General features: G+C 41.5%; 13 protein-coding genes. 6 read left to right on the top strand and 7 right to left on the bottom strand.

Features of this window, described 5'->3' with window-relative positions:
- Window positions 1-119 precede the first annotated feature (119 nt).
- The 4 genes from ACSBL2_RS07355 to ACSBL2_RS07340 all read left to right on the top strand — a co-directional run bounded on the left by ACSBL2_RS07355 (window position 120) and on the right by ACSBL2_RS07340 (window position 5,766).
- The gene (locus ACSBL2_RS07355; protein WP_442591031.1) at window positions 120-899 is read left to right on the top strand and encodes a LytR/AlgR family response regulator transcription factor; all 780 of its coding nucleotides are present in this window, start codon (window positions 120-122) and stop codon (window positions 897-899) included.
- A 10-nt stretch (window positions 900-909) separates the two neighbouring features.
- Window positions 910-3,855: a two-component regulator propeller domain-containing protein gene (locus ACSBL2_RS07350; protein WP_442591030.1), complete on the top strand. Its 2,946-nt coding sequence runs from the start codon at window positions 910-912 to the stop codon at window positions 3,853-3,855.
- Window positions 3,856-4,377: 522 nt separating this feature from the next.
- Window positions 4,378-4,572 carry a hypothetical protein gene (locus ACSBL2_RS07345; RefSeq protein ID WP_442591029.1) on the top strand — a complete coding sequence of 65 codons (195 nt, stop codon included), beginning with the start codon at window positions 4,378-4,380 and terminating at the stop codon, window positions 4,570-4,572.
- Between the two features lie 72 nt (window positions 4,573-4,644).
- Entirely contained in the window at window positions 4,645-5,766 is a 1,122-nt protein-coding gene (locus ACSBL2_RS07340) for a GNAT family N-acetyltransferase (protein WP_442591028.1), read from the top strand.
- An 8-nt stretch (window positions 5,767-5,774) separates the two neighbouring features.
- On the opposite strand, the gene ACSBL2_RS07335 is transcribed toward ACSBL2_RS07340, so the two are convergent.
- The 7 genes from ACSBL2_RS07335 to ACSBL2_RS07305 form a co-directional block, all read right to left on the bottom strand.
- Window positions 5,775-6,104: a helix-turn-helix domain-containing protein gene (locus tag ACSBL2_RS07335; RefSeq protein ID WP_442591027.1), complete on the bottom strand. Its 330-nt coding sequence runs from the start codon at window positions 6,102-6,104 to the stop codon at window positions 5,775-5,777.
- Between the two features lie 31 nt (window positions 6,105-6,135).
- Window positions 6,136-7,488 (bottom strand): UDP-N-acetylmuramate--L-alanine ligase, encoded by a 1,353-nt coding sequence (locus tag ACSBL2_RS07330; protein ID WP_442591026.1) that lies wholly within the window; start codon window positions 7,486-7,488, stop codon window positions 6,136-6,138.
- 27 nt (window positions 7,489-7,515) lie between these two features.
- Complete coding sequence (prmA, locus tag ACSBL2_RS07325) at window positions 7,516-8,358, bottom strand: 50S ribosomal protein L11 methyltransferase (RefSeq protein WP_442591025.1); 843 nt, start codon at window positions 8,356-8,358, stop codon at window positions 7,516-7,518.
- Complete coding sequence (gene tpiA / locus ACSBL2_RS07320) at window positions 8,358-9,119, bottom strand: triose-phosphate isomerase (protein ID WP_442591024.1); 762 nt, start codon at window positions 9,117-9,119, stop codon at window positions 8,358-8,360. The genes prmA and tpiA overlap by 1 nt, the downstream gene beginning before the upstream one ends.
- Before the next feature lie 66 nt (window positions 9,120-9,185).
- Entirely contained in the window at window positions 9,186-10,361 is a 1,176-nt protein-coding gene (locus ACSBL2_RS07315; protein WP_442591023.1) for a putative sugar nucleotidyl transferase, read from the bottom strand.
- 124 nt (window positions 10,362-10,485) lie between these two features.
- The gene (locus ACSBL2_RS07310; RefSeq protein ID WP_090786193.1) at window positions 10,486-10,734 is read right to left on the bottom strand and encodes a type B 50S ribosomal protein L31; all 249 of its coding nucleotides are present in this window, start codon (window positions 10,732-10,734) and stop codon (window positions 10,486-10,488) included.
- 83 nt (window positions 10,735-10,817) lie between these two features.
- Complete coding sequence (locus ACSBL2_RS07305) at window positions 10,818-11,189, bottom strand: hypothetical protein (RefSeq protein ID WP_442591022.1); 372 nt, start codon at window positions 11,187-11,189, stop codon at window positions 10,818-10,820.
- Between the two features lie 143 nt (window positions 11,190-11,332).
- On the opposite strand from ACSBL2_RS07305, the gene ACSBL2_RS07300 reads away from it, so the two are divergent.
- Both ACSBL2_RS07300 and ACSBL2_RS07295 read left to right on the top strand, forming a co-directional pair.
- Entirely contained in the window at window positions 11,333-12,535 is a 1,203-nt protein-coding gene (locus ACSBL2_RS07300; protein WP_442592226.1) for an IscS subfamily cysteine desulfurase, read from the top strand.
- Between the two features lie 65 nt (window positions 12,536-12,600).
- Window positions 12,601-12,927: a HesB/IscA family protein gene (locus ACSBL2_RS07295; RefSeq protein ID WP_442591021.1), complete on the top strand. Its 327-nt coding sequence runs from the start codon at window positions 12,601-12,603 to the stop codon at window positions 12,925-12,927.
- The last annotated feature ends 20 nt before the right edge of the window (window positions 12,928-12,947 follow it).

Here is a 12,947-nt window from a genome sequence, read left to right as displayed (position 1 = left end):
CTATCTCCTGATTATACTGTGACATACGGGGGAAAAAATGATCCGGATTTTAATGGAGCCAAGAAAAATTCTCAACTCCCCTATTTTTTTAATAAATTCACCTTCATAAAAATACGCCAGTGCTAAATGTGATAATCGTTGATGACGAAGAATTTGCGCGTTCTTCCTTATATTTTCTCTTGCAGGAAAACTGTGAAAATGTGCATATCTGTGGAATTGCAAAATCTGTTGATGAGGCCCGCAATTTGCTGCTGAAATATGATGTAGACCTTATTTTCCTGGACATTGCCATGCCCGGAAAAAATGGCTTTGAACTGATTCCTGATGCGCGTGCAAACAACTCCCAGGTGGTGTTTACCACTGCTTTTGACCAATATGCACTCAAAGCAATCAAGGCCAGTGCGCTCGATTATTTATTGAAACCCATTGATATTGACGAGCTGAAAGAGACCGTAGAAAAGGCCTCAAAATTCATTGTTTTTGCCGGTTATGAACAGGATAGAAATGAACGTCTGAAAAATTTATCTCTCAGTTTAACCGAAAAAACAGAGATCAAAAAACTGAGTTTACCCAATAGCCAGGGGACAACTTTGGTGGGAACGGAAGAGATTATACATATCGAAGCTGCGAGTAATTATTCTGTTTTTCACCTCGAAAAAAGAGAAAAAATTACGGTTTCCAGGGTTTTAAAAGAGTATGAAGAGCTCCTTCCCGACTCCCAGTTTGTCAGAATTCATAAGTCGAGCATCATCAATTTAAACTTTTTAAAGGAGTTCAACTTTAAAAATGGCCTGGAAGTCCTGCTGAAAAACGGAGAGAAAATTGCGGTATCGCGCAGAAGGGTAAGTGATTTTATGGAAAAAGTGAAATCATATACAGGTAACAATTCTGATAAATAATCAACATATATTGGTAAACACTCAAATCATATTCCGGAGAAAGTTGTTCCTGCTGTTTGCTGCCTTCCTTTTTTCAGGCAGCCTTGTTTTTGCGCAGACAACCTTTATCAGGCATTTTACCACCAGGGACGGCCTGCCAAGCAATAATTGTTATTATACCTTACAGGATAGCAATGGTTATATCTGGATTGCTTCGGATGCAGGGGTAAGCCGCTATGATGGCAAGATGTTTGAAAATTTCTCTATTGACGACGGACTGCCGGACAACCAGATTATCCAGCTCAATGAAGATAAGGCAGGAAGGATATGGTTTTCAGCACTCAACGGACAGCTCAGTTATTTTTACAATGGAAAAATATACAATGAGCACAATGACCAATTGCTGAAAATGCTGAAGTTTAGCGGTGTCATTGTTTCCTTTTTTGAAGACAGCCGGGGCAATATATGGTTCGGGACAAACAAAAATATCCTGGCCAAATGGGATGGTAAATCCCTGAAGAAATACAGCTCGGCCAGCAATAGTCACCAGTATATCAATACCTTTATCTACGAAGACAAGGCGAACCAGATCTGGGCCTACAGTGCGCACTGCCTGAGGGTGTATGACGGGGAAAATTTTGAGATCGTTAACCACAGGATCAGTCCGATTTCGTATAAAACAGCGTTAAACCTTCCAGACCATACCATGTCTTTCCTGGATAAAAACGGACTGAATTTTAAAAACGGGTATATCCAGAAACTGACGTTAAAGGTTGATCCGGCATTGTTAAATGACAATCCAGGATATTATTATGCAGAAGGTACGAAAGAATTGTGGATGAGCACCAATACGGGTGTTTACCACCTGCAGGAAGGAAAGAAAACACAGCATTACCTCTACGGCATCACAACGAACCAGGTGATCAGGGACGACCGTAATAATATGTGGTTTACGACTTCCAACGGGATCTATATGCTGCCAAAAAAAGAAAACAGGATCTATATCGCAGATGCCGGACACGGCCTAAGCAATAACCATGTGAAAAGCATCACCAAGGACAGCCAGGGCAACCTTTGGCTGGGGCTCGACGGAGGGATGCTGAACAGCCTGAAACATCCTGGTGGAGCAGTCCATAAAATCAGCCTGCCCGATCAGACCAAATTCAGGACCATTAAACAGCTGAGTTATCACCCGGCATATAAAGCCCTGATCTTTGCTTCTGATAATGGCCTGGGTATCCTTAAAAATTACGGCGAAAAAAATCAGCACGTCAGCTATTTACAGGAAACCAACAATCTTGGTTTTGTCCTCAAAGGCTTCAGTTTAAGCCCTAACAACAACCTTGCCTTATCCCTCTCTTCCGGAGTAGTGATCTTAAACAATCCTTTCAGAAGCCTGTCTTTTACCTCATTTGACTATGAGGAGGGGATCAACTATTTCAGCGGGAGGTCGTACCATGTGTACTATGGCCAATCCGGAAATTTATGGTTCTCCAACATCAACGGATTATCTGAACTGAGAGGAAACAGGCTGAATAAAGATTACCAGCAGCACAACTTACTCACCAAAAGGATTAATGACATCATACAGTCTGGAAACGGGACGACCATACTGGCTACGGATGGTTATGGCCTGCTTTTCTATAAAAACAACACGCTGCTGAAACAGCTGACCCTGAAGGAAGGTCTTTCCAACAATATCTGTAAACGACTATTTGTGCGGGACAATGAGGTTTGGGTCATCACCAATAGCGGCATCAACAAGGTCAATGCGTCCACGTATAAAATAGAATCATTTGAATACACCAGCACTGTATTGACCAATGATGTAAATGACCTTTACATTGACAGGGACACGGCATGGTTTGCCACAAACCAGGGATTGGTGTATTTCCCGGTTTCCTCTGCCAGGGGAATTAAAAAGGCACCAAAAGTGCTGATCTCGTCTATTATCTGCAACAAAACGGTAATGGATCCGCATATCAGTAATTTCAGCCTTGGCCCATCTGACAATACCATTATGTTTTATTATAGCGCACTCGACTTTGAAAACAAGAATATCTTGTATAGATACAGGTTAAAAGCTGAAAACAACTGGACAGAAACCAGGAACAGGCGACTTGAACTCTCTTCCCTCGAACCGGGTGCGTATACCTTCGAACTGTGTGCAAAGACGATAAACAGTGACTGGAGCAAACCTGTCAGCGTAGATTTTACGCTCCGGGAACACTTCTGGCAATCCACCTATTTTATCATCCTGTTGCTGTTGATGGTCAGCTTCAGTTGTTATAAAATCGCTGTGATCGTCACCCGGCAGCAGAAAAACAAGGAACAGCAGCAGCTATTGTTCAAAAATAAAATCCTGATGCTGGAACAGCGTGCGTTGCAGGCGATGATGAACCCACACTTTGTATTCAATGTCATGAACTCCATCCAGCATTACATCAATACCAAGGATACCTCCTCCGCAAATAAAATACTAACGGGCTTTGCACGCCTGATCAGAAAAAACCTGGATATCTGTACCCGCAGCTTCATTACCCTGGAAGAGGAAATTGAATACCTGACACTCTACCTCAACCTGGAAAAAAAGAGGTTCGGCGAAAAACTCAATTTCAGCATACAGATAGACCATGGGATCGATCTGGATGAGACACTCCTCCCTTCTATGCTCCTGCAGCCTTATGTCGAAAATGCGATCTGGCACGGCCTGATGCCCCAGGAAGAAAGCGGACATATCGATATTTTGGTCAGCCGTACGGAAAACCATTCCCTGCTCATTAAAATCATAGACAATGGCGTGGGAATAGACAATTCAATGCGTGTCAAAAGTGATGGACATACCAGCAAGGGCATGAGCCTGACCCAGGAAAGAATTAACCTGATCAATCAGATTGAAGCCCATCCTATACAAATTGACATCACTCAGAACGGAAAATCAGGCACTACAATATCTATTTTGGTTCCATTTAAATAGCATTTTACCGTTTACTCAGTGATATATACCACTTACTAAGTAAACTTCCATAAAATACAAATTTGCATTAAACTTGTTATAGATATTAAAACAAACAATAGTTTGTACAATCGTTCTTATAGAATTGACAAAAGATATTTTTAACCTAACCTAAAACTATATCTCAATTCAGGTTTCATTTGTGTGTTAAAAGTGGTAAAACTAACATTTTACCACTTTTTTTTTGCCCATCCTTCAGATGAGATATGGCCATAGAAGGCAAATAAACCCCGATAAATACAGATTCGGGCCAAAAAATGATCCTCCAGGGAATCTGCGGCACAGCTACAAATTAAATTAGTGATCTGATCGTGAACATGTTGAAAAAACACGCAGTAATTTTATAAATAGTTCTTTTTTTGAAATGCTTTTTATGTTAATTTTGAATAGGCAAAAATCCGAAAAACAGCTTTGTTGGTGTTTAAAAAGATTTTTTATAATTTTAACTTATCAATAAATTTCTGGCAACTATATTTTAGAGACATGACAACTCCCAAAAAACCATTAAAGAAATCTCCTTTAGATGATCAAACGCAGGACAGAGATATGACTGATGAGGATTCTTTCGACCCCATTGAAAAAAAGAAGTCTTATGACGATGACGACGATGACTTCGATCTTCCATTAGATGATCTGGATACGTTTGATGATTTTGATGATGACGACGACAACTATTAAACCTAGTGAATACATAACCTATTTAGAGCATCTTGTAAAAGATGCTTTTTTATTTAACCCCAAACCATTTAAATGCAAATAATTCCCGTTAAGGACCCGCAGACAAAAAAAGAGTTTTTAAAAGTTCCCCAGCTCATCTATAAAAACGATGAAAACTGGATCTGTCCGCTGGATCAGGATATTGAGAAAACATTTGATGAAAGTAAAAACCCATTTTTTAAACACGGTAAATGTACACGCTGGATTTTAAAAGATGATTCGGGTCAACTCATCGGAAGGATTGCTGCATTTATCAATGAAAAAAAAGCATACAATTACGAACAGCCTACCGGAGGAAGCGGTTTTTTTGAATGTACCGATAACCCTGAAGCCGCTTTTAAATTATTTGATACCGCAAAGGAATGGCTGGTTAAAAATGGCATGCAGGCGATGGACGGCCCCATCAATTTTGGAGAAAATGACACATTCTGGGGACTGCTTGTGGAAGGTTTTACACCCCCATCCTATGGGATGAACTATAACCCGCCTTATTACCTTCCCCTATTCGAAGCCTATGGCTTCAGCACCTCCTACCAGCAGATCACCAACCACCTGGCCGTAAGGAATCCTTTTCCTGAAAGGTTTACCAAGATTGCGACCTGGGTAGCCAATAAACCGGGATATACTTTCGAGCATTTTTCAAAGCAACACGCGGACAAGTATGTCGAAGACCTGATGGAAATCTACAATGACGGCTGGAAAGATTTTGAGAACTTTGTGCCGATCAAAAAAGAGACGCTACAGGAGAGTTTCAAACAGATGCAGACCATAATGGATGAAAAACTAATTTGGTTCGCTTATTTAAACGGAGAACCCGCTTCATTCGTCGTCATTATACCTGATGCCAACCAAATGATCAAAGGTTTCAATGGAAAACTCGGATGGATAGAAAAACTGAAATTTGTTTACAGGAGGTGGAAAGGCGTGAACAGGATGCGGGCGATTGTCATGGGAACGAAATCTGCTTACCAGAAACATGGCCTTGAATCGGCTTTGTTTATTAAACTGAAGGAGTATGTTTTGCCATTAGACCAATATGATGAACTGGAGCTTTCCTGGGTAGGTGATTTTAATGATAAAATGCTCTCTATCCATGAAGCAACAGGTGCCACTTTTGGAAAGCGGCACCTGACTATGCATAAGAAGTTCTCCTGATGGGAGAACTATTTTTCCCTGATTTCTTCGTAAAGATCAATCACCTTCTTCTGAAGCTTGATGATTTCTTCTTCACGCTGAGACAGTTTCGCTTTCAGATTATTGATCTCTTCGAAATTTACTGATTGTGGGTTCTCCCCTTCTTTTGAGATAATGTCCATAGTTGAAACTTCAAATAAGTTAGCGATTTGAGCTAGTCTAGAAATATTAATGTCTGTAATTCCTGTTTCTATTTTAGAGAAAGCAGGGATTGAGATGTTAAGTCTTTTTGCGACTTCTCCTTGGCTCCATCCGTTTTTCTGACGGAGCTGTCTGATGTTTTTACCGATAATGTTCATTTTTTATTTAATTAGGTGTGTTTTGTTCTTATTAAGTATTCAACTCGCGTGCCAATTTAACGAGATCTATTCCTCCGTAGTTCCCGGAACTCATCAGGAGTAAATTGGTATTGCGTAAATCCAAATTTTTTAAATAACTCTCCAGTTTTTTTGCATCGCTAAAAAAAGTCAGTCCAGGGCTCTGAAAGGCTGTTTGAACATCTAACTCGCTGAATGGTACAACTTTTTTCTGTTGAAATGTTTTTTCATCTATATATACGAGAGAAATATCTGCCCGGATCATCGAATTTTGATATTGCAGTAAAAATTTTTTATTTAAACTACTAAACGTATGTAATTCAACACATGCCACTAATTTTCTTTCCTCAAACTGTGACTTTACCGCCTCAATTGTGGCGGTAACTTTTGAAGGAGAATGGGCAAAATCTTTATAAATATTAGAATTATTTTCTGAATTTAAAAGCTCTAACCGCCTTGAAGCTCCTTTAAACGATGTTATTGCCACATTAAAAGCTTCTTCTCCAATTTCTAATTCCCTGCAAACCAATTTCGCAGCACTTAAATTCATAAGGTTATGGTCACCAAAAACTTTCAAAGGCCGTTTTTCAGGTAACAAATAGGTGACCCCCTCTATAATTTCGTGGTTTGGCATGGCATAGGGTGTCCTTTTAACTGGAGCATCGTTTTGGTTAACCAAACGCACAAGTTCATTATCTGCCTCACAATAAATTAATTTACCCTGAGGCTGTATCGTGTCTATAAACAGGTCGAATTGCTTAAGGTAATCTTCATAAGTAGGAAATACATTGATGTGATCCCAGGCTACCCCACTGATCACGGCAATGTTTGCTTTGTAAAGATGGAACTTTGGTCTCCTGTCGATGGGGGAAGCAAGGTATTCATCCCCTTCGATAATGATCACAGGAGCCGCATCCGTTACTTTAACCATGGTATCGAATCCTTCCAGCTGTGCCCCAACAAGATAATCGAAATCTTTTTGGTAATAGTTCAGCACATGGAGGATCATGGAGGTAATCGTTGTTTTACCGTGGCTGCCGCCAATGACCACACGCAGCTTGTCTTTTGTCTGCTCATAGATATACTCCGGGTAAGAGTATATTTTTATACCCAGCTCCTGCGCCTTTAACAATTCAGGGTTATCTGTCAGGGCATGCATCCCCAGGATGACTGCATCCAGTTCGGGGGTGATGGCATTCTCATGCCAGCCCAATGCAGCAGGCAGTATCCCATGGCTGGCCAGTCTGCTGCCCGAAGGCTCAAATATGGCATCATCAGAACCTGTAACGGTAAATCCCTTTTTATGTAAGGCGATGGCGAGATTGTGCATTGCACTGCCGCCTATGGCTATAAAATGTATACGCATGTCAACTAATAAAACAAAAATATTTATTTACTCCCCTTTTGTAAATCTTGCAGCTACCCAGTCGCCAATTTTCTTGTGGTCAACATAATTCATCCGAAATTCTTCACAGGCCGTCCTGATTATATCCAGATCGGGCGACTCATAAAATCCGCTGAAATAAATAGTTCCGCCCGCTTTCAGTACTGACGCATAGACTGGGATCTGGTCCAGCAGGATATTCCTGTTGATGTTAGCGAGAATAATATCGTAATTTTTTTGAGGAATCACCTCTTTCCCCCCACATAATGCAGTCACATTCCCTGTCGAGTTCAATGCTGCATTTTCTATTGCACTTAAATAACACACTTCGTCGTTATCTATAGCAATCAACTCCTTCGCTCCCTTTTTGGCAGCAAGGATGGCTAAAATACCTGTACCACAGCCCATGTCCAGTACCACTTTATCTGCAACCTCTGCTTCCAGCAGGTATTGCATCATCATGGTGGTGGTCTGGTGGTGACCCGTACCAAATGCCATTTTGGGATCAATCACTATTTCGTAGGCATATTGCGGCTGCGCTTCATGAAATGTAGCCCTGACATAACAGGTATCATCTACAATAAGGGGTTCGAAGTTCTTCTCCCATTCCTCATTCCAGTTTTCTGCTGCGATGGTAGTGATGGTATAATTGTATTGAAATTCGCTTTCATATCCTGCAAGAAGATCTGCAAGCTCCTGCTGGTGATAGGAGTGTTCATCGATGAAAGCTGAGAATCCGTTTGCTGTATCCTCAAAAGTATTAAATCCAATATCAGCAAGATCATTAATCAATAGATCCTGCTGATATTCCTGGATAGTAATAAAACTAAATGTTACCTGGATATACTGCATTAAGCGTTAAATGTTTTAACGATATCTGCGAAATCACGTGATTTAAGTGATGCACCACCAATCAGTCCGCCGTCAATATCTTTCTGTGCGAACAGTTCTGCTGCATTTTTAGGATTACAGCTGCCTCCGTATAAAATTGAAGTTTCTTCAGCCACTTCTTCCGTATACTGACCGGCAATTTCCGCACGGATAAACTCATGTACTTCCTGTGCCTGTGCTGAGGTAGCCGTTAATCCGGTTCCTATTGCCCATACCGGCTCATAGGCAATGACAACTTTTGAAAAATCTGCCGCATCAAGACCAAAAACACCGTTTTCGAGCTGACCTTTAAGGATTTCAAAGAAGTTACCGTTGTTTCTTTCATCTAAAGTTTCTCCGATACAGAATAATGGGGTTAAACCATTCGCCAGGGCGATTTTAGTTTTCTCCGCCAATAAGGCATCACTTTCAGCAAAATACTGACGACGCTCAGAATGGCCGATAATTACATACTCACAGCCTACTGACTTCAGCATTTTTGCGGAGATTTCGCCTGTATAAGCGCCGCTTTCATTTTGGTGACAGTTTTGTCCACCGATTTTAACAGTATCGCCGCCCAGTTTCGCTAAGCTGTTCAGGTGAATATAAGGCGCGCATATAATGGCGATCTGCTCCCCCTTTTTTTCATCTCTTACTATATTCACGATTTCTGAAAACAAAGATATACCTTCTGCGTAATCTGTGTTCATTTTCCAATTGCCGGCTACTATTTTCTTTCTCATAATCAATCTGTTAGTGCTGTAGTGATAAGACTACACCTATATATGTGCTAAAATTACGTAAACTTTTTAAAAACGTCTATAAACTGAGGTTAAATCAAAAACTGATGACAAAATATTCCGTTCCATTTCATCAAATTCCATTTCTCTTCTCTCAAATACCTTTTCCGTGGTTTCGAACATTTTGCTGAGCGTATACACCTCAAAGCGGTGTGCCCCTCCCCAGGCAAAATCAGGAACGAAATTTCGCGGATAGCCTGCACCAAATACATTGGCACTAACCCCTACTACCGTTCCGGTGTTGAACATGGTATTGATCCCGCACTTGGCATGGTCGCCCATGATCAGTCCGCAGAACTGCAGCCCTGTTGGCCTGAAACTTTCGCGTTCATAATCCCACAGTTTCACCTCAGCATAATTGTTCTTCAGGTTGGAGTTGTTGCTGTCGGCACCGATATTACACCATTGTCCCATGACAGCATTCCCCAGATAACCTTCATGCCCTTTGGAGGAATAGCCCCAGATGATGGCATTATTGATCTCTCCGCCTACCCTGCTAAACGGTCCGATGGTGGTTTTCCCGTATACTTTAGTCCCCATTTTCAACTGGGAATTTTCTCCGAGGGCGAAAGATCCCCTCACATGGCTCCCTTCCCATACCTGGGCATTTTTCCCCAGGTAAACCGGACCGGTTAACGTATTAAACGTAGAACATTCGGCCTCAGCGCCCTCTTCAACAAAAATATTTTCGCCAAGGATGGTATTTGTAGCACTCAGGGATGCGGAAGTCCTGCCAGCGGTCAGTAAACTGTAATCGCTACGGAGTTCCGTATCATTATATTTAAATATATCTTCCGGAAAACGGAGATGGGTATAGGCAGCGGTATACTCCACCGGCCTGAGCAGGGCAGCCTGGGCTAGCGTCAGCTGTTCAGCCGGACTGGCCTTAAAGGCAATAATCAGGTCATTATCTTTTAATACCTCTCCATTGTTGAGCTGAACAATGGCAGCAAACAATTCCGGGTTCGGACATATGGCACCATTGATAAACGTATCTGCCTCTGCCAGGGGCGGATATTTAACAGATAGATAACCTGTGGTCGCATAACCAGCAATATCATGTGAATACCTGTTCCATTTCCCGGCGATGGTCAGAATACCGATCCGCAGATCGGCCACAGGCCTGGTAAAGGTGAGCGGACGCAACGACATCCAGCTATGATCATCAAACAGGTTAATTTTCATCAATAGTTTTTGTTATATAATCAGGCTATAAATTCATACCAGAATCCAGCCATCGGCGACAAAAATAAAAAAAGTCCCGTAGCAAATGCTACGGGACTTAAAATAATTTCCTTTTTACTGCTAATTATTTCTTAGCGTAACGAGTTTTGAATTTATCGATACGACCTGCTGTATCAACCAATTTCATTTTACCAGTGTAAAAAGGGTGTGAAGTGTGAGAAATCTCTAATTTATATAGGGGATACTCGTTGCCATCTTCCCAGGTGATAGTTTCTTTTGTATCTACACAAGATTTAGTTAGAAAAGAGTACTCGTTAGACATATCTTTAAATACTACGAATCTATAGTTTGATGGGTGAAGATCTTTTTTCATATGAATATATTCTTATTTGTCGCTTATTTTGAAGGTTGCAAATATCCAAATTATATTTTTTATTTACAACAAATAATGAAAAATTATGAGCTATACTTTTTTCTGGTTTCCACTTTTTGTTTTTGGCGGCTAATGTATTCATCTGCAATTATTTCAGCCGAGGGCAACTGAGAGCGGCTAACCAGCAAAGATTTCAACTTATCTTCATCTACATCAGCCCGGTACAATATATTCATCATTTTTGAGATGTCATTGTCCAGTAACCAGGAAAAGGCATGAACCATTTTCTGACGGATGATCTCTTCAGGAATTTCCTCTTCCAGCTCGAAGTCTTTCCCGATAATGATACGCAATGCTGTTAAATCTTCCATGATATTATTCTTGTATTCTTTAATGTATAGATTTGGAATGTACAAATCAGGGGCCGCGATTCCACTCTGCTTTATCTTATCCATGGACCGAAAACCTGTTGTTCCCTCTCTGAATACGTTATACAAATGTAAAAATACCGCGCAGAATTATAGCATCAACCTGACAACTCCTATTGTTGGGCATCTTTTTTTTTATATTTGTATTGAATATGCAAAATCAGACTGCAATGGAATTTCCTGTTTATCTTGACCATAACGCAACAACACCAATGGACCCGAGGGTACTTGAAGTGATGTTGCCTTATTTCACCAGTAAATTCGGCAATGCAGCCAGCCGTAACCACGCCTTCGGCTGGATTGCTGAAGAAGGTGTTGATTATGCACGTGAACAGGTGGCCGCATTAATCGGATGCTCAGACAAGGAGATTATTTTTACTTCCGGTGCGACTGAAGCCGATAACCTCGGCATTAAAGGCGTATATGAAATGTACCAGGAAAAAGGGAACCATATCATTACGCTGAATACTGAACATAAGGCTGTGTTAGATACCTGTAAGCACCTGGAAAAACTGGGCGCAAGGGTAACTTATCTTCCTGTCGGGGAAGATGGCCTGGTTGACCTTGCTGAACTGGAAGCTGCGATGACTCCACAAACCATCCTCGTGACGGTAATGTATGGAAACAATGAAACCGGGGTAATACAGCCGGTGAAAGAAATTGCAGACATTGCCCATAAACATGGAGCCCTGATGATGTCTGATGCTACGCAGGCTGTAGGAAAAATCCCTGTAAATGTGGATACCGATGGCATAGACCTGATGGCTTTTACCGCCCATAAAATGTATGGCCCTAAGGGGGTAGGTGCACTGTATGTTCGCCGTAAGTACCCCAGGGTAAAAATCACTTCCCAGATGGACGGAGGCGGACATGAACGCGGAATGCGTTCCGGTACCCTAAATGTCCCGGGCATTGCCGGTTTTGGCAAGGCCTGTGAATTGTGCCGGCTGGAAATGCAGGAGGAAGCAGGCCGGCTTAAAGCGCTAAGGGATAAACTTGAACATGCTTTTACAGCTATAGCGGACTGTAAGGTGAACGGACATACTGAACGGCGCTTACCGCATGTGAGCAATGTTTCCTTCCGGCATGTGGAAGGAGAAGGCCTGATGATGTCCATGAAGGACCTGGCTGTGTCTTCAGGTTCAGCCTGTACTTCAGCCTCCCTGGAACCCTCCTATGTATTGAAAGGTATGGGACTGACGGATGACCTTGCCCACTCTTCCATACGTTTCGGCCTTGGCCGCTTTACCACTGAAGAAGAAATTGACTTTGCCATAGCGAGTACCCAAAAAGCTGTCGCACAACTGAGAAGCCTTTCCCCGCAATGGGAAATGTTTAAAGATGGAACAGACCATACTTTGACCACCATATAGGAATTGAACTCATGAATACTGGCATTTGTTTTGCCATTTAAATAACGATAATAAATAGAAAGACTATGATCACCATAACTGATAAAGCAAAAATTAAGATTGAAAATCTGATGCAGGAGTCTGATAAAGGTCCGGATCAATTCCTGCGCGTTTCCGTAAAAAGCGGCGGATGTTCAGGATTAACCTATAATATTGATTTCGATAATGAATCAAAATCTGATGACCAGTTTTTTGAAGACAAGGGAATCAGGATTGCACTGGATATGAAATCCTTCCTCTACCTTGCAGGTACGGAACTGGACTTTACCGATGGATTGACAGGTAAGGGATTTGCCTTTAATAATCCCAATGCAAGCCGTTCATGCGCCTGCGGAGAAAGTTTTTCTGTTTAAATACCTTAATTATATTTTAA

The sequence above is a fragment of the Pedobacter sp. AW31-3R genome, from assembly GCF_052180285.1.
GTDB lineage: Bacteria > Bacteroidota > Bacteroidia > Sphingobacteriales > Sphingobacteriaceae > Pedobacter.
The sequence above is the reverse complement of the archived record's forward strand: the minus strand, read 5'-3'. Positions and strand labels throughout refer to the sequence as shown.

Excerpts from the sequence above, each read along its gene's own strand:
- ACSBL2_RS07305 (WP_442591022.1), bottom strand. The coding sequence starts at position 11,189 with ATGGATAAGATAAAGCAGAGTGGAATCGCGGCCCCTGATTTGTACATT.
- ACSBL2_RS07330 (WP_442591026.1), bottom strand. The coding sequence starts at position 7,488 with ATGCGTATACATTTTATAGCCATAGGCGGCAGTGCAATGCACAATCTC.
- prmA (WP_442591025.1), bottom strand. The coding sequence starts at position 8,358 with ATGCAGTATATCCAGGTAACATTTAGTTTTATTACTATCCAGGAATAT.
- ACSBL2_RS07345 (WP_442591029.1), top strand. The coding sequence starts at position 4,378 with ATGACAACTCCCAAAAAACCATTAAAGAAATCTCCTTTAGATGATCAA.
- ACSBL2_RS07315 (WP_442591023.1), bottom strand. The coding sequence starts at position 10,361 with ATGAAAATTAACCTGTTTGATGATCATAGCTGGATGTCGTTGCGTCCG.
- ACSBL2_RS07335 (WP_442591027.1), bottom strand. The coding sequence starts at position 6,104 with ATGAACATTATCGGTAAAAACATCAGACAGCTCCGTCAGAAAAACGGA.
- ACSBL2_RS07310 (WP_090786193.1), bottom strand. The coding sequence starts at position 10,734 with ATGAAAAAAGATCTTCACCCATCAAACTATAGATTCGTAGTATTTAAA.
- ACSBL2_RS07340 (WP_442591028.1), top strand. The coding sequence starts at position 4,645 with ATGCAAATAATTCCCGTTAAGGACCCGCAGACAAAAAAAGAGTTTTTA.
- tpiA (WP_442591024.1), bottom strand. The coding sequence starts at position 9,119 with ATGAGAAAGAAAATAGTAGCCGGCAATTGGAAAATGAACACAGATTAC.
- ACSBL2_RS07295 (WP_442591021.1), top strand. The coding sequence starts at position 12,601 with ATGATCACCATAACTGATAAAGCAAAAATTAAGATTGAAAATCTGATG.
- ACSBL2_RS07300 (WP_442592226.1), top strand. The coding sequence starts at position 11,333 with ATGGAATTTCCTGTTTATCTTGACCATAACGCAACAACACCAATGGAC.